Below are 21,093 nucleotides of genomic sequence, written 5' to 3'. Positions count from 1 at the left end.
AGGCGATTTTCGTTTGCCTTGCTCCTTGGCGGTGGATGCTGAAGGGATTTATAAGCGTGATGCTACAGGTAACCTCGCATTTAGAAACGTCCAATAGCCCCGTCTGGATGCGCCAGCGGGGATGAATCGGGGTAACAGTTTGTCCAGCCAATCCAATGTATCCATTGGCGTTGGGTTCATCATGGTGGGGTAAAGGTGGAGCATATCCGTGTCGTCCCCCTGGGCTACGAGTTTCCCAGCAACCCATAGTGCTGCATCCGCTGCGCGGCGCAGATGTCTTGCCCACCAGCGTTTCAACGTACGGCGGCTATAACGCACGGCAGGAGTTGTTGTGCTTTCTGTCGTCTGCCGCCAAGAGAATCCCTTGTGCTTGCGCTTTAATGCCGCTTCTCGCACCCAAGTCGCATACCGGGCCCATGGAATCAGGAACTCCGGCAGGAGGGAGATTGTTATTCTACAGGTAGGACAATATCGACGGTAGATCGGGATCTGGATGACCTCATGCTTCGTCACAATTCCTCGCCAATAACGACCGTGTTTATGGAGAAGCCGACCGCAGTTTTCACAGCAGAGCTGGACGTCAGGAGATTGATTTCCGAATGTGCGTAAATAAGCCTTGCAAGAAAGGCCGAAATAAAGTATTTTTGACATGATGAAGTGAATGCTCCCGGGGATCCTCGCCAAAGGTTCGGGAGCATTTTCCTTTTTAATCGACAATAGCCTAATCCACCGTCATTGTACAGAAGGGATTAGGCTATTGTCGGCTGTTTATTCGGTTTGGCTCCGCCACACCGAATGGCGAATTCATGCCTTTTTCCCGCCATAAAGTCAGGCGGCGAACATTTTTATATAACACGAGGGGCAGAGAAAAAGCAACAGGACTTATCCCAGCAGTTCTTTGGCTCCGTTCATCACTAAGGGCATAGTCTGCTCAACGAATGCTTCCGCACTTAGTAGTCGCCCCTCATGATTCCAAACGTAAGCCGCACCGTACATCCCCCAACTTAACATGATAGAAGCAGTATTTATTAAGAATTGCGTGTTGGGAGTCGATAGCATCTTGTCTTTGTCTATAAAGGAAAGAAGTATCGTTTGGATTTTTTTCTTTATTTGAATTTCGAATGCAGGAACAAGCGATGTATTTCTTTTTTTGCATATAGTACCCAGATCCTTATGAAATTCGCATAACCCCAGGAAAATACTCTGGATCGTTTCTTTATTTAAAACTTCATGCCCGTTTATTCTACGATTTATGATCGTCATAAATGATTCCATTAGTCTGGCCTCAAGAATTTCAAATTTATCTATAAAGTGAGCATAAAAAGTCGCTCTGTTAACAGTAGCCCGCTCCGCAATATCCCTAACGGTTATCGATTCAAAATCTTTTTCTTGAATTAAGGAATCAAAAGCGTCTTGAAGGAGCCGCCGTGTACGTATCACACGAGGATCGGCTTGATTCTTTTTAATTGTCATGGTTAAGATCCCCCCAGTAAAACGACATTATAGAAACGGTGTTGTCTATACAACGGTTTATGGTTATTGATGATTGCGAACCATTCGGTTGTTATTATAGCATACAAATACAACACATGTTGTTCAAACAACTAGTGACGTATAGAAGCAAAATGCTTTCGGTTTCACAACCGTCGCAATCGAGGGAACACCAACTTTTTTTATATTTTTAAAACACGTCAGGAGTGGGAAATATGAAAAGCACATGGAAAGTTTACGTTCTAGTCTTGATCAGTTTTTTAGTAGGAACATCTAATTATGTCATTTCCGGGATTTTGGACCGGATCGCCGAGGCATTAGGAACAAGCGTTGCGGCAGCGGGCCAGCTCATTACGGTCTATTCTCTTGCCTATGCGATCGGCACGCCTATTCTAATGGCGCTAACGGCTAAAATGGAACGGCGTAAGCTCCTCCTTTATTCGCTGGGCTTCTTTATTGGTGCAAATCTGCTCACATTTATATGGACCGGCTTTGGTTTCTTCATTGCGGGGAGAATCATTACGGCGTTAGGCGCCGGGGTGGTTACTGTTAACGCACTCAGCATCGCCGCCAAAATCGCTCCGCCAGGCAAGCAGGCCAGCGCCATCGCAAACGTCACTATGGGCTTAACCGCATCGCTCATCATCGGAGTTCCGCTCGGCAGAATGGTAGCCTCGGCTTTTGACTGGAATGCTGTATTTCTGGCCATCGCAATTATCGGGGTTATGGCCATGTTTGTCATTGCTGCAGTATTTCCACGCATTCAGGGCGACAAGCCTGTTCGTTTGATCAAGCAATTAGCTTTATTAAAAAAACCTCAGGTTTTGGTTGCATTGGCGATTACTTTTTTCTGGTTAGGAGGATATTCTCTCGTTTATACCTACATCTCCCCATTTCTGCTAGAGGTGACTCATTTAAATAAATCATTGATTAGCGCAGCCCTGCTCGTGTTCGGCATTGCTAGCTTGATAGGGTCGAAAGTCGGCGGCTACAGCGCGGATAAAAGTGGCATTCTATTCACGCTCGTTTCAGGGATGGCGCTTCACGTCATTTCGTTGATTTTGCTTTCCTTCGTCGGACAGTCGGCCATTGCCGTATTCGCCATTTTGATCCTCTGGTCTTTTGCCGCCTGGTCATCCGCTCCGGCACAGCAATTCAACCTGGCTACGCTCGTTCCTGACTCCTCGGGCGTCATGCTGAGCTTGAACAGTTCCATGATGCAGCTTGCCATGGCATTCGGCGCAGGAATCGGCGGGCTGATCGTTAACCATGTTTCTCTTGCATCCATTACTTGGTTCGGGATACTCGGCGTACTCATCGCCATCATTGCCGCGTTTGCATTGTCCAGCATGTCGTCACGTTATTCGGCGATGCAGTCAGCGAATTAATGCTAACCATCGAATAGTTGATAACGGAAAAGCGGCCTTAGTCCTGCATTCTATGAGACTGAGGCCGTTTTATTTGGACTGTAATCGCTCATAATTGTAAAAGTGAATGTAGTCCTCGATGTCTCGCTCCAACTGGAGTCTGTCAAGAAGTTGGTATAAACCCACCAACAGTGAAACCTCAGCGTAAATGCTGTCCGATGCGATCGGGGAAGAAGACGGAAAGCTGGAGGAGATTTGTCCCCAGTTTTGAATCCGACCTGTCCATTTTCGGACAACGTCCAATTTCAGTCTGTAGTCCATGGACAAAGTGGTTCAAGGAGACCAACTGACCTTTGCGCCTACGACTCTTCGAACGCGAGGTCTATGAATTTACGATTCCTTCACAGCTTCTTCCATTCTGCGTTTAACAATATCGGACCGAATACTTCTTCGACTGCGTCTTGAAGGTCGTCTAATAATTTAAAGCGAGAAGCATAGCCTAGGCTTTCTACCAAACCTCGGTAATACCACTCCTGACTCTCCCGTCCGCGTTTAAACCTATTCCAAGCGTCCTCCCCGTGTACCTTCAAATCCCTCTGGATTGAACGTATATTATGCAGCTTATCTGCGCAAGACACCTGCCGAATCGGTAATGAAGCGTGTTTAAGTTCATCGAGCGTATGCTGCTTTCTCTCTTCCCAAGACGCCCCCTTGTCCGGTTCCGAGCAGCCCTTGACCATTTCAAGCACAACCGGCCCGAACCGCTCAAGCAAGTCTTTTTCCGTAGTTTCGGTATCTTCAAGTGTGTCGTGTAAAATCCCGGCAGCGACGACCTCCTCTGCACACCCTGCCTTCTGCAAAATCATTCCTACAGCATAAGGGTGACTAATATAAGGGATATTGGTGCCTTTACGCCTCTGACCTTGGTGCGCGTAGGCGGCATACTCGATCGCTTGGTCGACAAGGGACGGTAACTGTGCTTCATTTTCCTTTACATGATCTCTGATAGCATCGATTAACTTTTTTATGAATGCCTTGTCCTTAGGGGCCAGACCCCATTCTCCGGAATGCCGCCACATTCTTTGCATAGCAAACAAACATGCTCGCAACTCTGAAAGATTGAGTTCGCTAGGAAGGCGCTTATTGGTATTACAGTATTCGGCCACCATAGCATGCAGGTTGACTAATTCGTCAGCGTCACCTTTGAAGTAGTCGTAACCATCAAATGTGAGAGCAAATTCTGCCCATCTTTTCCATACTTCCTTGGTCCGAGTTGAAGGGATATTCCATAATCTTAAGTCCTCATTTGTAATTTCGGCCATTTACGTTCTCTCCCTAAATATTGATCATTCGTAAGGATTAGATCTTAACGTCATTCCCGGATTGATCAGCGAAAGCATATATGGATGTTCTTCAAACGTGTCATTCAACCTGGACAGCAACGCTGCATCCAATTCAATAGGATTTGCCTGGCCATCATCCAAAACACAAAGGGGAACGGCACCTTCTACTATCGGGATTTTCGTAAATGGTTGATTACCAGCAAAGACCCAGCCTTATGCAGCGGCTCGTTCTGTTTTTCGCAATGAAATAACTGAATGCATGATGGACAGCCGTCTGAACATCCACAGCTGCTAATGATCTGTTGCGCTTTCTCCAAGAGAACTCCGAATTTTTCAGCGACGACCTCGACAATACCCGAACCGCCTCCTGCTTGACTGTCGTAAAAGAACATCCCGGGCATTCCGAACAAAGCAGAGCCAGAATAAAAAGAGGTGTGCTGAAAATCAGCCATACTGCACCTTACAACGGCCGGGATCGCCGAAGCTATTGCATGTTCAGCTGCATGAAGGCTTCCCTCAACCAAGGTCTCCAAGTCAGCAGATTCGTGATTATCCACATCCTTGAGCAGACCTCTAAGTTCATCCCTTCCTTGGTGATCCCACATCAGCCAGAACGCCTCTGTTTGGAAGCTGACAGGATATGTGTTGGTTAATTGTATGGTTTCGGGAAGCGTTGCACCGTGATTATAAATTTTTTTGTATCCAAATGTGCTTCGTTTTACGATGATGTTTCCAAGATTGGATCTGATCGCCGCGTCACTTCTCAGTGGATTGGTTATGTCATGGATTTCAATGCTATCGCGAACAATTCCGCGAGTATGATAATCCGTTCTTACCGGCTCTACAACCACTTTGCGTTGCCTGTTATTGACCCACTTGACCTTATAGAAGGTACGATTGTCAGGCCCCAGAAATACGGCGTCTACGTGATAATCTCTTATTAAGGAACGCTCTTCGACACTTTGAAACAAGATGTCCTCATTCCAGCCGTTCTTGGTTACAACCGTATAAGTAGCTCCCATTGTAAATAAAGTTTGATATCTTGGCGTTTCACCACGATAAAGGAGTTTCCCTTCGAGTTGCTGCCACTGTTCGCTTGCTTCTGCGACTACCTTGCGAAGCGCCGAAGAGCGAACATAATTCATAGCATTGATGACCATTCCACCCTGCTCATGAGCCGCATATGCAAGATGTTCCTTCAACAACTTTGGATTCGTTGTATTAATCGTTGCTGATTCGGGCGGGAGCTTAAAGAATTCTTCAGGGTTGCGGGCGAAATATTGCTGCAATGGCTCTTCCTGAACCATCATGATGACCACACCTTCTCTAGTGCGCCCCACACGGCCAGCCTGCTGCCAGAAGGATGCCTGAGAACCTGGATATCCTAGCAGAATGCATACATCCAGACACTTCACATCAATTCCAACCTCTAGCGCGCTGGTTGTGACTACTCCAAGGATCTCGCCTTGCTCAAGTTTTTGTACGGTTCGATCTTTAACTTCTTGCGTGAGGTATGCATGGTACGGCAGAAAAAACTCATTCGGTTCGTCTGGCGAAAGCCCGCCATGATCATGAAGGTGGCTGCGCAATATCATGTTTAATTCACGACTTAAAAGCTGAGCCTGTTGGCGGTTGCTTGTGAAAATGATACTTCTTGGCCATCTTCCATCCTTGTAGATCGTACGCAGAATCTCATAGAAATCGGAAACAACAGCCCTTTTCTTTTGCTCATCGTCTGATATGCCAGGATTCCACATCAAAATCGCTTTCTTCTTTACTGGCGCTTGTACACCCGATATTTCATGAAATCCTTTCATTCCACGCATTCCTGTCAATTCTTCAGCCAGATACTTTGGATTAGCAATGGTAGCCGAGCAGGCAATAAACTGGACGTTTTTATTCCCCAACCTGTCACATAACATTCTTAATCTGCGTAGGACCAAAGAAACCTTTGAACCTAACAAGCCTGAGTATTGATGAAGCTCATCAATAACGACAAATCGAAGATTTTGCAGAAAGCGCAACAGCCCAGGGCCTTTCCCCTTAGGTGAACCTGCACCCTGAAGAATTAAGTGCAGGTAGTGAACATTGGTTAGCCAATAACGTCCCTCAGAGAACACGAAGCTAGACGCCTGATCTTTTCTCATATGCTCTGGAACATTCCGTTGCCCATGAAGAAGTCCAGCAGATATTTTTTGTCCGTTCACAGTGAATCGCGAAAATCCATTAATCGAAATTTTATTTCCCTGCTCTTCTATATCATCGGCCCATTCTTTCAAGTGGGTAAACTGATCTTCGACCAATGCTTTGAACGGAGCCAAATATAGCGCACACGCATCCGGATCAGATACCAATTTCTCCATGATGGGAGCATTGTAAGCCAATGATTTTCCCGAGGCGGTTTTCGTACAGAGAACGACATTGCGTCCTTCCCGGATGTTCTGTATAGCTTCTCCTTGATGCTCATATAGCTTATTGATCCCCAGAGATTGCAGCTTCCGTTCCAGCCAACTGGGCATAAGGATTTGGTCAGCATAAGCGCCTTGATTGGCGTCAATTTGATGCACATGCACTTCGCTTCGGACACGAGTTCCGACTTCAAGCAAGTTTTGGACGAGCATATCACTATCGAATGCTTGTTGCACGGGAAGTCTTCGGTCCGAGATCATTTCCATTTCTTCCGGTGTCAACATCCCGTCCAAGATCAAGCATCCATCATGCGTACAATAAACGCCTGCTTGTTTGTTTATATAGGACTCCATATCGGGTTCAAGGGAGCGCCAATTCGAAATTCGAATCCCGTTTGCACGTTGATGGATATAACGGTAATATCCTTTCGAATCAGCTTTATAACCAATTTGGGCAAAGTCTCCATATGGCCGTTGGCCCCCACAAGAAGAGCAGATTACAGGCATTCTTAATCGTTCCCTTCAATCAAAATCTTCAGCAGCATTTTGGCTCCAGGTTTGAACAATTCAATATTTCCTTTACCAGGGAGCTGCACGCAACTAGGACAACCTTCGGAACAAGGGCAGCTCTCAATAAGCTCAAGCGCTTTTCGAAGTACATGAGGGAATTTCTCGTAAATCGCCTCGATGGTTCCAAGGCCGGACCCGTTCTCGCCATAGAAGCCGATAACAGGTCTACTGGCAAAAGCCGTCATTGTACTCGCCGAAAAACCTGTAAAGTCATTCGCGTCACAAATAATGAGGTCCGGAATAACGGAAGTCATGGCGTGACCTGCAGCGTGAAGAGAGCCTTCAGCCAACAGATCAACGGGTCTGCCTTCATCTGCCCATTCCTGGATGTTATTCCTCAAGTGACCCCATTGGGAATCCGTTAATGTAACCCACATTCCTTCGGGAGTAAATCGGGTGACGGACGGATGATCCAATTGAACCTGCTCCGATTCATGCTTCTGTCCGAAGTAAACTTTTTTATAACCGAAGACGCTCCGCTTGATCTCCAGTTCACCATAAGCCATATCGATTCCTTCGATATTTTGCTTCTGATAAGTCTGCACAATATCGATGGCATCACGATAAGTAGATTGGGTGTAATAAGTTAGTTCTTGAATGGGCAATAGAATGATTTCGCCTTTTCTGCGATTGATAGAGTCTACTCGATAGCCTTTTTCTCCAGGAGTCCAATAGATCGCTCCTTCATGAAAGTCACGAAGAGCACTCCATTCATCCAGACCGTCAACTATCGTTTGATCCTGCCCCCGAATGGTGACGCTGTAGTTTTGCCCGGAGATGGATCGAAGGCTAAACTTTTTATCAACGACTTCCTCTTGATTCGCTGATGCGGCAACCTGGAGAACAGTCTCGATATAGTCTTCAACTAACCCGGGGAACATGTTCTGCAAGTCTTCCTTCGTGACTTCTCTCCCGAGCTCTTCTCTCAGTAGAGGAATATGCAAAGCCAACAACTTGTAATTTGTTGGATTAATTCGAACGACTTCCGGAGCCTTGTGAATAAACTCCAGTGGGTTACGCATGTAATACTGCTGAAGCGGTTCGTCCTGCCAGATCAGTACAGCAACACCCTCGCCTTTGCGGCCAACGCGTCCAATCTGTTGGGAGAAAGCCGCTTTCGAACCGGGATAACCAACTAAAACCGCGAGACTCAAATCCCCGATATCAATCCCTACTTCAAGGGCATTGGTCGTAATGATGACATGAATATCGTGGGACTTGAGCCGCTCAATAATCCTTTTTCGGGTATCGTTCGGTAGAATTCCGGTATAAAATGCCGCAAGTTTTTCTCCTTCCACTTTCTCTTTAGATAGTCGAAGAGGCTGACGCAATACATCTTTGATATAACGAGTAAATACCATCGTCTGGCTTCGAGAAGGCTGAAAAATGATACTTTTAATCACTTTCTGATCCACAGTCATGATCTGTTTTGCCATCGTAATGGCATCGGTAGAAGGCGCGCGGCGGACTTGTTCATCGGCTGACATCCCTGGATTCCAGAGGACGATCCCCTTTTTCTGATGAGCGGAACCATCTGAATTAATGAGTGTAAAACCGGTCAAACCCGTAAGATCCTCCGCTAATCTGGTAGGATTTTCAATCGTAGCTGAACTCGTTATAATCTGGATCTTGTGATTATTGCCAAGTTCTCGGCAAACCTTCAGCAAGCGTCTGAGTACCAATGCGACGTGACTTCCGAATGTGCCGCGGTACATATGCATCTCATCAAGCACGATAAATTTGAGGTTCCGCAAATAATTCCGAATGTGGTGTGCGGTTGCGTACTTCACCTTCTGAACTTGCCCGAGAATGGAGTAATGAATCATATCCGGATTCGTCATCCATACCTGTGCTTTTTCTATGATACGCTGCCGCGGCCCATTCTCGGTATCTCCATCCAGCCGGCCAATATGAATCAGACGATCTCCCAAATGCAACTGGGTCTCAAACCACTCATCCAGGGAAGAAGGATTCTCCGTCAGTTGCAAGCCAAAACGCCTAATTTGATCCAATTGATCATTTGCTAACGCTTTTGTTGGAAATATGTATAACGCACGTTCTTCGGGATGATTATATAAACGACTAAGAATCGGCAGGTTATAGGACAACGTCTTTCCGGATGATGTTGAAGTGACCAAGACAACATTAGAACCAGAATGGACTGCATCGGCCGTTTCTGCTTGGTGTGAATATAACTGCTTAATTCCCATTCGATGCAAGGCGTCCTTAATGGGCTCCGGTGTAGATTCAGGAATATCTGCAAAAGTTGCTTCTTTGGCAGGAAGTGTATGTACATAAATCTCAGCGGCCTCTTCCTCGGCCAACTTCTTCAGCTTATCCAGTACATCTTCTGATGAAAATTCATGACTTACGACGCCGGGAATTCGGTTATCCTCACATAGTACAAATTCTTCCTTCTCTAGAGGAACGATAGCAAAACAAGACGGACAGTAAATTCCTTCTGCGAATCCTCGGAGGTTTTCAATTACGGGAGTCCAGTCTGAGCATTTAATCCCGGTTGGCGAATATTCAAGTAATCGTTGCTCCCCAACTTGGCTGATTTTATTGGAAATTTGAATTGCCTTTAGCATATTGGCGCATTCCGAGCATTTCAGAAATGCCATACCTGATCCCCTCCATCGTTAATATCTGCTGATTAAATTAAAACATAATGATTAGACAATAGGTTGTCATCGAATATACGTTCTTATGGAATAAAATCCCTGTATTGTTTATTCGACAATATAGGCATTAAGTCCTGTATAAATAAAAAAACCAAACAAAGCCATAAATAACCGCTTTGTTTGGGTAAGTGTTACTAATTAAAGATAAGGTCCAATTGCTGACGGGATTGCCTGTCCGGAAGTTGCTGTCTAATGACCGTATCTCAGAAAAGGAAAAGGATGCCCCCCTTGTCCGTTCGTCTGCGGGAACAGACATACCGGAAGCATTCTCCAAGTCTCCCGGTGATTTACCGTTGCCGTGGACGACTCGAAACTGACGATGGCGGCATTGGTTCCGTAAACAAAGTGTCTACTTGCTCAGTGCATTTCGCTCCATTCATCGTCGCTTTCCTTAGAGCCTGCGGAGAGATCGTCCGTTCATTCGCACTCTACACACCATGGAATCGGACAACTGGTAGGCAACGCCGCCGGTTGGCTGGGATGAGTTGTCCGGCCAGTCGTCCATGTTCATTTATGGTTACATACCCGTTCTGCCTTCTTGTCCGGATAGCCCCTGCGGTAATCGCATTTGGAAGTCTATGCCCAACCTTTGAATTCCCTCAGTCAGCTCTACTGTTTGCAATGAAAACATCTCCCTTTAACTGCTGTCCACTTGTGTTATCCTCGCACTATCTCCATCAACTTCTCATAGCTGTTAACCACATCGTACTTCAGTTGATCCGAATTCAGCTTAGCAAAATGCCTTCGTGCACATTCAATCTTAGCCTTCTCAACTTCACGCAGCTCCATGGAGTCCAGAGAACCTTTAGTTTCAGCAATAAAGTATATGTGCTTCACGTCGCCTTCTTTGAATACAATCGCCCAGTCCGGGTTGTAATCGCCGACAGGCGTCGGGATGTAGAAGCCTCGCGGCAGCTTGGCATAAATGTGTACTTCGTTGCTCGTATCCAGCTCTTTTGCGAAAGCCCGCTCGATCTTGGAATCCGTCACGACATAGTCATAGATGTGCTTCTCAACCGCTATCGCGTTTTGTCCCAGCTGGCCTTTCAGCGTGTTCTTCGTAAACACATCGGTATCGAACGTATCATTGATCACATCATACGTAATGGATTCAATGATCGTCGTCGCCTTCTGCTCATTGATCAGTCTGGACGCCCGAAGTATAAACTCCTCGGGATTCTTCTGGAACAGCATGAACTTCGCTTGCTTGATGCCTTTCATGATGGCCACAATCGTTTTTCTGGTGAGCTTCGTTTCATCCATCAGTTTGCCGATCAAGTCGTATTTGATCTTCGATGCCGCAGCTTGGTGAATGTAATCCGCGTCCGTCTCTCGAATAACGAATGCTTCTCCCTGCTTCAGTTGTTCACGGGATTCGATCTCATTCATTTCTCCATGCTTGATGGAATACCGAATGGAAGGCACGTCCAAGCTCATATCAATCACCATGATGCTCTTCCGCACTAATTCTTCCGAGTCGAACTGAACTGTGTAAACCGATCTTTTATTGATCCGGCTCCACAACTCCTTGAATTCTTTTTTATGGAAGTTGCTGTTCACCGTGATATTCGGAACTGTATTCTTCCTGTCATCATTCGTCATGTCCGACTTGCCTTCAACGTAGATCGTTTTAACCAGTTCAATGAGCTGCTCTTGATATGCATTCAACTCGTCGGGCAGTTTAATGGTTTGTTCTTCAACCGCTGCAAAATAAACATCCGTCAGATTATAGTCATCGTCGGTATAGCCGTTACGAATGAACGCGTTTTGCAGCTTGTTTGCGAGTCTCTCATCGATCTTCAATTGTTCGCCGCGGGCATTCACAAGGACTTTTTCCAAGAAGAAGCTATTATCTGCCTTGCGTGGGCGATCCGACAATGTCGCGGCAATCTCGCCCTGAAGTTGCTTGGCAAATTGCTCATAGGATTCACTTGCGACAACGGTTAGTGCATTGATCTCGTGAACGTCAATACCCGGAATACTGGAGTCGATCCGTTCGCCATATTTGTTCACGCAGAGCCGCAATCCACGCCCAACTTCCTGCCGCTTCTTGATCGTGGAATCACTGTGCTTGAGCGTGCAAATCTGGAATACGTTCGGGTTGTCCCAGCCTTCCTTCAACGCCGAGTGGGAGAAAATAAAACGCGTTGGTTCCTCAAAGCTGAGAAGTTGCTCCTTCTGTCGCATAATCAGGTCGTATGCATCCGCATCATCGGAGTCGGTTTCTCTGGCAGACACTTTGGAATCAACGAACCGATTGCTCTTTTTGTCGATGGAGAAATAACCTTTATGCGTATCCTTTACGCGAATCATATTCAAATATTGAACATACGGGTCATCCGCGAACAATGACAGTTGTTCGTTCAGGAGTTCCATGTACTCTTCCTCAAAGATATCCGCATAATCGCCGTTCCGTTCGTTGCCTTCCTTATCGTATTGTCGATATTTGGAAACTTCGTCGATAAAGAAGAGCGAGAGCACTTTGATCCCTTTATGAAACAGCACCCGCTCCTTTTCAAAGTGAGATTTCAGCGTCTCTCGAATCTGGATTCGCCGGAAATGAAGCTCGCTCACATCTCCTTGCACGTCTCCGGCGAACAGCGTAACACCATTTATAAAGCTGATACTGTTATTCTGACCGTTGATTTCGGATACCTTGTAACCTTTATACTGCTCCAAGTTCTCAGACAATTGATAGAGGTCATCGCCAGCGACAATCTTCTTGGATACTTTGGTTAATCCGGTTTTGGTTCGCTTTTCATACTCAAGCCGGGCTATTGGGGCATGCTTATTGCTGACATCGATTCCTTCGAGGTACACATAACTGTTCGTTCCGCTTGATCCTTTGACTGAGATGCCTTTGACGCTAATCTTCTTGACCAGTTTCATGTTGTAGGCATCCAAAGCATCGAGGCGATAGACCTTGTTGTAGTCTTCTCGGTGAGTTGCCGAATATCGCAGCGTGAATAACGCCTTAAAATCCTTCAATGCCTCTTTCGTCTTCTGACCTTCAACCGATTGCGGCTCGTCGATGATGAGTATAGGATTGGTGCTAGCGATTACATCAATCGGTCGTCGAGATTGAAAGTCATCCAGCTCCATCGTTATTCTTCTTGCATCCTTTCCCTTGGCATTAAACGCCTGAGCGTTAATAATCATCACGTTAATGCCAGCGTCACTGGCGAACTTCTCGATATGATGCAGCTGCTTGGAATTATAAACGAAGTAACGTGCCTTCGATCCATACTCCGCCATGAAGTGGTCTTCGGTAATCTGAAATGTCTTCAGTACACCTTCACGAATCGCGATCGAAGGAACAACGATAATGAATTTGCTCCAACCGTACTTTTTGTACAACTCGAACATCGTCCGAATATAGGTATAGGTTTTACCCGTACCAGTTTCCATTTCAACCGTCAAATTGTATTTGCCCTCAAGCCGCTCCGATAGTTTCAATCCATTCTGACGTTGCATCGCTTGAATATTGCTCAGAACTTCCTGATCGACTAGCTTGATGGGATTGTTCTTGAACCCATATTCCGAATCAATGCCGCTTGTTTGTTGAAAAAGGTCGCCGATTTCCACACTCTTTTGTCTCCGACCTTTATCAAGCGTAAAACGTGAGGATTCGTTGGGTTGTCCTTGAAATACGTCAACAATGCTCTTTACTGCATCCAATTGGAACTGCTGGTGTTTGAATTTAATCTTCATCGCTGCTCACCTTCCTTACAGCACTTGAATTTCAGTGCTTGGGGAGAGTAGCTTGAACAGTTCTTCAACATTGATGCGGGCAGAATCCCCCTCTGTCAGAATAGTTGTCGTACCCCCAAATTGAATATATAGTGAGGAGAAACGAGGACGAGGTGGAGAACGTGAATCCCGTAACCAAAGAATTCAAGCAAAGCATTGTACAACGTATGATGCCCCCGTACAACGAGCCGGTCAGTCGGCTTGCTAAGGAAATCGGTCTATCGGAGACGACTTTATTTAAGTGGAAGAAGGCGGCAAAAGCACAAGGTATGACGCCTGCCGATGACGTACAGCCCGAACGTTGGAGTACGCAGGAGAAGTTCGCTGTCGTTGTCGAAACCGCAAGTTTGAGCGAAATCGAGCTGGCGGAGTATTGTCGGACAAAAGGGCTGTTTGTTGAGCAGGTGGAAGCATGGCGCGATGCGTGTATGCAAGCTAATGGCGGAATGGCCTCGCAAGCGAACAGGCTTCAGAAGGAACTCCGCGAGAAAGAGCAAGAGAACAAGGCATTAAATCGAGAGCTAAAGCGCAAAGAAGCAGCGCTCGCCGAAGCCGCCGCCTTGTTGGTGTTGCGAAAAAAGGCCCAAGCGATCTGGGGGGACCAAGAGGACGAATGATCAGTGCCTCAGATCGCGAGCATGCCCTTACACTGATTCAAGAAGCCGTTGCCGCCGGTGCAAGAGAAGCGGCTGCTTGCCGAGAGCTCGGACTGACTCAGCGGACGCTCCAGCGCTGGCGCAAGCAAGGCGGCACCGTAGACGGACGCCCTCACGCCAAACGGCCGACACCCGCTAACAAGCTAAGCGATGCAGAAGAGCAGCAGGTGCTGGAGGTTCTTCAGCAGCCGCCATACAGGAGCCTGCCGCCAAGCCAGATTGTGCCGGCGCTGGCCGATGAAGGAACCTACATCGCCTCCGAGTCCAGCTTTTACCGGGTGATGCATAAATACAATCAGCAGCACCATCGCGGGCGCAGCAAGAAACGCACGCCTAAACCCATCACCAGCCACGCTGCGAGCGGCCCGAATGAAGTATGGATGTGGGATATCACTTGGTTGCCAGGGCCCGTGAAGGGGTTGTTCTTCTACCTGTATCTCATCCTGGATTTGTACAGCCGTAAAATTGTAGGCTGGGAGATTTGGGAAGAAGAGTCTGCCGAGCATGCCAGTCAATTGATCCGTCGTACGGTCGTGCGAGAGCAATGCGTGATTCGTCGGCAGCCGCTTGTGCTTCACTCGGATAACGGAAGCCCGATGAAGGGGGCCACGTTGCTGGAGACCCTGTACAGTTTGGGCATTACCCCCTCTCGAAGCCGACCACGCGTCAGCAACGACAACCCTTACGCAGAATCGATTTTCCGCACATGCAAGTACCGTCCTGGCTATCCAACGGAAGGCTTTAAGGCCTTGTCAGAGGCGCGTGAATGGGTCATGCGATTTGTTCGCTGGTACAACGAACAACATCGACACAGCGGACTGAATTTTATTACACCTAACCAGCGGCATGAAGGATTAGCACACCAAGTGTTTGAGAAACGCAAGGAGATTTATTTGGCCGCAAAAGCCAGAAACCCTAATCGCTGGTCTGGCACCATTCGCGACTGGAGCCTGAAAGATGAAGTCTGGCTGAATCCTGAAAAAGTGACGCTTATTCAAGCTGCAAAAAAATCGCTATCTTAACGTTTACTTTCCCTAAGAAATCGCGACAACTATCTTGACAAATACCGGAATCATCCCGGAAAGAGCTGTCACGGAATACAACGCGAAGTGGTTGATCCTCTGCGATCTTCTTGATAACCGACTCTGTTACCTCATCATCAAAGCAAGCAATCAAAGAGTTGCCAGCAACGTAATGTACGGTTTTCCCATCAATTACTCTGGATTCCATTGGCAATGAGAGCTCCAGTCCGCACTCCAGCATCACTTGGATGAGTAAGTCCTCGCCAGTACGGTCTTCTTTGATGTTCGACGCCACATCATCCAGATTCATCTGGCCTAGCTTGTCCGGCGTGTAATAGACATCTTTCATGTTGCTTGAGTCTACTCGGTACACACGGAAGCCGTAATCGATGTCTGCTCCTGTTTCTTCTTTGATCTTTTTGGCAGCACGGCGGATGCGTTCTTTGCCAATTTCACAAATCGTTGTGAATCCTGCTCTATAGGCTTCTGAACTTTCCTCTGTAGCTTCCGGTACTTGCACCATAACAAACCTTCTCTTACCCCCGTCTTCAGCATTCAATTGCATAACAGCGTGTGCTGTTGAGGCAGAGCCGGAGAAAAAGTCTAGGATAATATCATCGTTTTCTGTGGCCACGTTTATTAATTGTTTGATGTTTTCTGAAGGCTTTGGATACGTGAACACTTTGCCTTCAAATATATTATTTATTTCTTTTGTTCCCGCTGAATTTAATTGGAACTCGAATCCCTCTTGCTTATCAATAAATGATGAAACCGGCTTTCGATGTGATCTCAGATCATTCCAAAATAATTTTAGAGCAGGTTTCCCTTGTCCGTTCTTAGGGAAGATAATTCTCCCTTCTTCAATTAGTCTTTTCATTGTATTCTTTTCATAAGCCCATACAAGATTGGGATTACATTCGTAAGTAATTCCGGTAGCTGGATCAGTTATTGGATAATAAAGATTCGGCCTTTCGTCTTTTGTTTTACTACAAACTAAGACACTTTTTTTCCAAGGACCTCTATGATCATTATCTGGGTTTGTATAATCTGCATCACTTTTTGCTAATCCAAGTAGTTGTGAACTTGAAGATTTGCCATAAACCAATATATACTCGTGGTCATTACTAAAATGTTTTTGTGCATCATTGGACGAAATACTTCGTCTCCAAGCAAATGTTCCAATAAAGTTAGTGCGACTAAAACAATCGTCACATATTTTCTTAAGGTTATCTACCTCATTATCATCAATGCTAATAAAGATCAATCCATCTTCTCTTAATAAATTCTTTGCAGTTCTCAATCGAGAATACATCATAGTTAGCCAGTCGCTGTGAAATCGACCATTAGCTTCTGTATTTTGATAAAGACGATTTCCATGATCATCTACCTGGCCAGATTCTTCTGCATATTCATCTAATGATGATTTAAAGTCATCCCTATAAATAAAATCTTTTCCTGTATTATATGGTGGATCAATATAAATCAATTTGATTTTATTCAAGTAAGATTCTTGAAGTAATTTCAGAACTTCAAGGTTGTCACCCTCAATGTAAAGATTCTGCGTATACTCCCAGTTTACGCTGTTTTCTTTGACTGGTCGTAGTGTTTTATCAATTGTAGCATTGGCTTGAAGGATAGCTTCTTTTTTCCCGGGCCAAGTCAATTGATACCGCTCTTTTTCCCCTTCAACAAGGTAATCGGAAAGCTCTTGCTTCAACAAATCAAAATCAATCGCACGTTTAATCTTTCCTTGTTCATCTCTTGCTTCTGTAATTACGTTAGGAAACAATTCCGCTATCTTGTCGATATTGACCTGAGTCAGATCAGTTGATTTCATCGTCAGATGGTTCATGTTTTGGTTAGACCTCCAGTTACTTAGTCAAGTAGTTGATTCAATTGTTTACGTTTACGTTGCAATTCCATGTTCAATTCGACCTTGCGATTGAACTGCTTTTCTCCGCGAATCTTCGACTCCAGCCGCTGGCATTCTTGCGTCAGCTTGTCTATGCTTGCTTGCCGCTCCAGTACGGCTGTAAGCTCCATTTCCGGCTTCGAGTTAATCGACAACAGTTGACGGATGATGTTCTCGTATACGGCCTTTAAATCAAGTCCTTGAATGATGTCCAGCTTCAATTCTTCTACAGGCTGCCATTCCGATTCGTGATAAGAACGTACAACGGAGCGGTTATCATCGGTCTGATTCCGCTCCTTGTAGGCGATTGCGAGCTTTGCCTGATCTTCGTATATAATGACGTGCAGTATGGGGTAAGGAATCGCCTTGTCGATGCTACGTAGCAGATCAAGTGAATAGGTTCGCTCTTTCAAGTGAACCTCAAACACCTGAACTTCCTCAATGTCATCTTTCGGTTCGAGGCGAATCGTCTCTTTGGATAGTTTGTGCTTCCAAATAATCGACTCGACTTGCTCGGTAAACAGTTCCTTTAGATGTTGATTGGCGTGAAGCTTCTCATAAAACTTATTTTTCGGTATTTTGCGATTTACAAGTGTGCTTGATGGTAGCTTGAACATCATGCACTCACCTGCCGGATGACAACAAAGGTAATGAGTTCAAAATCCTCAAGACCTTTGACGGAATCGATTAAAGCCGTTGTGCCTCCCGAACTGAACAAGCTATCCAGATCGCCTTCTTCCTTCACCTGTACAATAGAGCGGATCGCTTCCTCCAACAGCATGGAGTAAGCATCCATCTTCCTGCCGTCTTTCGTCGCTTGATTGAAGCTGCGACATGCCTCCAGGACAGGTTCAGATTGTCCTCTGCACAGGGCACGCAAAACATCGAGTGTCTTCTTGACATCCATATGATTGGTGATGACTTCACCATCGTCACTCAGGTAGACCAGGTAGAAAGGATGCAAGCGATTCTGCTTGTCCGGGTTCAGTTCTTCATTTACATTGCGAAGAACGAATATGACGCCTGGCTGTACTCCATTATCTTCATCAGCAGAAACAACAGCATGCAGTCCGCTAGGAACGGTATCCAGTTCGCCATTCTCTTTGACGTAGTTCACCAAATCCATGCGGAAATCATTAAGACCTAAATCCGTTATGGATACTCCGGTGTTCATTTCGTCCAGATCGACGACTTCTTTCTGCAAGCGATTAAGCTGCTGCTTCCGGTATTCTAAATCGCTGGACTGATTAAACAGAACATTGTCGTCGCCAGTTGCCGTCATATCCATGATAACCATGCGATTCTCGACCCGTTCTTTCAATTGAATGTATTCGTCCAGCGTCATGTTGGGCCAGAAGTTCACGAGCTGAATGGATTTGTTTTGGGAGCCGATCCGATCAACTCGTCCAAACCGCTGGATGATTCGTACCGGATTCCAGTGAATATCATAATTGATGAGAAAATCGCAATCCTGCAAGTTTTGCCCCTCGGAGATGCAATCGGACGCAATGAGCAGATCGATCTCGCCATCCACATCCGGCATCGTCAACTTCTTCTCCTTAGATCGCGGCGAGAAGCAGGTGAGCAATGTACTGATGTCGTTCCGAAGTCCGGCGGTGTTTTTGTTCTCATCGCTGCCAACAATTTTGGCAGTATCGATGTTGTATTTCGACTTCATGTATGCAGATAGATGGTTGTACAAATACGCCGCGGTATCCGTGAATGCACTAAAGATGATCACTTTACGATTGCCCGGATTGATTGGCTGTCTGATTTTATCATCGATGACTTGTTTCAAGGCATTCAGCTTTTCGTCTCGCTCGGGCGTTACTTTCTGCATCTCTTCGTGAAGAGCAGATAGAATTTGGTGATCACTCATCAAGTCTTCTTTCCATCGAAGCACGTCCATATCGGATAGATTGATCTTGATGGTATCCCCGATGGTAAAGTCATCATCTAACCAATCGTCATCATCGAGACTGGCATCTTCAATCTCCGTGTATCCAACCGCATCTGATTTTCCGCTTCGCTGATAAGCCTCAATTCTCTCCAATGTCTGACCGAGCTTGGAAATAATCTTGGACAGCGTCAACCGGAAGGATTCTACGGAGCTCTCCAACCGTTTAAGCAAATTGATCCGCATCAGGAGCTGCAAGCTGCCTTCCCGGTCCAATTGTTTGAAGCTCCCGCTTCCGCCTTTTACACTCGTATCATACATTTCTTCATACAGTCGCAAGCGACTCGGTTGAATGTACTTGAACGGAGCATAAATGCCGAGGTTGATTCTGGACAACTCCATAAAAATATCATTATAGCCGATGACATCCGTCCTGTCTGTCAGATTGCAGAACTTGGATAATGGCGGCAATCGCTTAGGAAATTCGCCGATCTCCTCAGCTTTGTAATACTTCTGAATGTGCTTGCGGGAGCGAGCGATGGTCAAACTATCCAACAGCTCAAAGAAATCAAAGTCAAGCATACCTAGCAGCGTCTCTGTTGTCCGTTCAGCGGCATCTAGCTTTGACCACTGATTGAAGGCAGACTGAGCCCGTTTGAAGATGTCGTTGATGCCCCGTTCCGTGCCCAACTTGTTGTTGATCTCTTCAGGATTTCCCTCATACGCAAGAGCAAGCTGATTACGGAGATCCATGAACTTGTTATTCACCGGAGTTGCCGACAGCATCAGTACCTTCGTCTTGACGCCGCTCTTTAGCACTTTCCGCATCAGCTTCTGATATCGTGTCTCTTTATCTTTCTTCGCTTCGTTATTGCGGAAGTTATGCGATTCGTCGATGACGAGCAAATCATAGTTGCCCCAGTTCAATCTGTCGAGTGGAATGTCATTGGACTTTCCTCTCTCACGAGAAATGTCCGTATGGTAGAGTACATCGTATCGCAGACGGTCGGCGTACAAGATGTTGTTGGTCACGTTCTGTTTGTATGTGAGCCAGTTATCACCAAGCTTTTTCGGACATAGCAACAAGACAGACTTGTTGCGAAGCTCGTAATACTTGATAATGCCAAGAGCGGTGAATGTTTTCCCAAGGCCGACGCTGTCTGCAAGGATGCAGCCATTGTATTTCTCAAGCTTGTTAATCGCACCGAGCACCGCATCTTTCTGAAAGTGATAGAGCCGCTTCCAGATTTCCGTTTCTTTGAAGCCAGTTGCTTCGTTCGGCAGTATGTCTTCCGTAATATCTGACAAGAACTCGTTGAAGATATTGTAGAGAATAACGTAGTAGATGAACTCCGGCGAGTTCTCTTTATAAACGGATGAAATGTGCTCGGCCACCTGATTGGTCACATCTTCGAGTTTGTTCTTGTCGTTCCAGACTTGATTGAACAAATCAAAATACATTTTGGTAAAAGGAACCTCATTGAATTTGTTCACCATCTTGGATAAAGCGTTGCCTTTCTCGTATCCAAGATCGACCGTCGTAAAGCCATCGACTGGCATGTATGTGATGGCTTCATCGGATGTCTGCAAATTCAACATCCCTTGCATTGCACCTGAAGTCCGATTCGACTTGAAGGTGACTTTCTTCCGAATCCAGTCGCTGCATTCTTTCGCAATCGCTTTGAGGTTCATTTCATTTTTGAGCCGGATTTCAAACTCGGAACCGTACAGGCTTTTCTCACGGGTCAACTTCGGGATGTAGAACTCCCGCTTCTCTTTCTTGATGCTATCCGCAATAAAGGTAGGCGAAGTGAAGATAAACCGCACTTCTTCCACCTGATTCAGCTCTTTCATTAATGCTTCATAGGCGTAGATCGAAAAGCAGGATGCTGCGATCGACAGCCGCGAACCTTTTCGGATCGATTTTTTAAGGTCATCGCCGAGTAGACGGTCGATGTTATTCAGAATTTCCATTCTCCACCTCTAGTTTTAC

Annotated in this window: 13 protein-coding genes; 3 read left to right on the top strand and 10 right to left on the bottom strand. The window is 46.0% G+C overall.

Annotated elements, in window-relative coordinates; genetic code table 11:
* Positions 1–48: 48 nt before the first annotated feature.
* Both JW799_RS30135 and JW799_RS14040 read right to left on the bottom strand, forming a co-directional pair.
* On the bottom strand, positions 49–651 hold the full coding sequence (locus JW799_RS30135; protein WP_420830679.1) for a DUF6431 domain-containing protein: 603 nt from the start codon (positions 649–651) through the stop codon (positions 49–51).
* Positions 652–882: 231 nt separating this feature from the next.
* Positions 883–1,473, bottom strand: a complete 591-nt coding sequence (locus JW799_RS14040) for a TetR/AcrR family transcriptional regulator (RefSeq protein ID WP_205430361.1) — start codon at positions 1,471–1,473, stop codon at positions 883–885.
* A gap of 233 nt (positions 1,474–1,706) precedes the next feature.
* Between JW799_RS14040 and JW799_RS14035 the strand changes: the two genes are divergently transcribed.
* Entirely contained in the window at positions 1,707–2,879 is a 1,173-nt protein-coding gene (locus JW799_RS14035) for an MFS transporter (RefSeq protein ID WP_205430360.1), read from the top strand.
* Between the two features lie 69 nt (positions 2,880–2,948).
* Here JW799_RS14035 and JW799_RS30130 read toward each other — a convergent pair whose 3' ends face one another.
* The 5 genes from JW799_RS30130 to JW799_RS14010 form a co-directional block, all read right to left on the bottom strand.
* The gene (locus tag JW799_RS30130) at positions 2,949–3,044 is read right to left on the bottom strand and encodes an IS3 family transposase (protein WP_420830686.1); all 96 of its coding nucleotides are present in this window, start codon (positions 3,042–3,044) and stop codon (positions 2,949–2,951) included.
* Positions 3,045–3,259: 215 nt separating this feature from the next.
* Positions 3,260–4,180, bottom strand: a complete 921-nt coding sequence (locus JW799_RS29640) for an HD domain-containing protein (RefSeq protein WP_338026269.1) — start codon at positions 4,178–4,180, stop codon at positions 3,260–3,262.
* 188 nt (positions 4,181–4,368) lie between these two features.
* Complete coding sequence (locus tag JW799_RS14020) at positions 4,369–6,894, bottom strand: DEAD/DEAH box helicase (protein ID WP_240353663.1); 2,526 nt, start codon at positions 6,892–6,894, stop codon at positions 4,369–4,371.
* Between the two features lie 224 nt (positions 6,895–7,118).
* Complete coding sequence (locus tag JW799_RS14015) at positions 7,119–9,803, bottom strand: DEAD/DEAH box helicase (RefSeq protein WP_205430356.1); 2,685 nt, start codon at positions 9,801–9,803, stop codon at positions 7,119–7,121.
* Positions 9,804–10,520: 717 nt separating this feature from the next.
* Entirely contained in the window at positions 10,521–13,574 is a 3,054-nt protein-coding gene (locus tag JW799_RS14010) for a type III restriction-modification system endonuclease (protein WP_205430355.1), read from the bottom strand.
* 152 nt (positions 13,575–13,726) lie between these two features.
* Here JW799_RS14010 and JW799_RS29635 point away from each other — a divergent pair, with 152 nt between their 5' ends.
* Positions 13,727–14,230: a transposase gene (locus JW799_RS29635; RefSeq protein ID WP_139787343.1), complete on the top strand. Its 504-nt coding sequence runs from the start codon at positions 13,727–13,729 to the stop codon at positions 14,228–14,230.
* Complete coding sequence (locus JW799_RS14005) at positions 14,122–15,291, top strand: IS3 family transposase (RefSeq protein WP_338026357.1); 1,170 nt, start codon at positions 14,122–14,124, stop codon at positions 15,289–15,291. Before JW799_RS29635 ends, JW799_RS14005 begins: the two co-directional genes overlap by 109 nt.
* Here the strand turns inward: JW799_RS14005 and JW799_RS14000 are convergent.
* The 3 genes from JW799_RS14000 to JW799_RS13990 are packed head-to-tail and all read right to left on the bottom strand — an operon-like array spanning position 15,260 to position 21,074.
* Positions 15,260–17,143, bottom strand: coding sequence for a site-specific DNA-methyltransferase (locus JW799_RS14000; RefSeq protein ID WP_205430353.1), 1,884 nt, complete (start codon positions 17,141–17,143; stop codon positions 15,260–15,262). The genes JW799_RS14005 and JW799_RS14000 overlap by 32 nt on opposite strands.
* Positions 17,144–17,166: 23 nt before the next feature.
* A complete protein-coding gene (locus tag JW799_RS13995) occupies positions 17,167–17,823 on the bottom strand; it encodes a DUF4391 domain-containing protein (protein ID WP_240353277.1) in 657 nt (218 codons plus the stop codon).
* The gene (locus JW799_RS13990; protein WP_205430351.1) at positions 17,820–21,074 is read right to left on the bottom strand and encodes a helicase-related protein; all 3,255 of its coding nucleotides are present in this window, start codon (positions 21,072–21,074) and stop codon (positions 17,820–17,822) included. The genes JW799_RS13995 and JW799_RS13990 overlap by 4 nt, the downstream gene beginning before the upstream one ends.
* Positions 21,075–21,093 lie beyond the last annotated feature (19 nt).

The organism is Cohnella algarum (assembly GCF_016937515.1).
Lineage (GTDB): Bacteria > Bacillota > Bacilli > Paenibacillales > Paenibacillaceae > Cohnella > Cohnella algarum.
The sequence above is the reverse complement of the archived record's forward strand: the minus strand, read 5'-3'. Positions and strand labels throughout refer to the sequence as shown.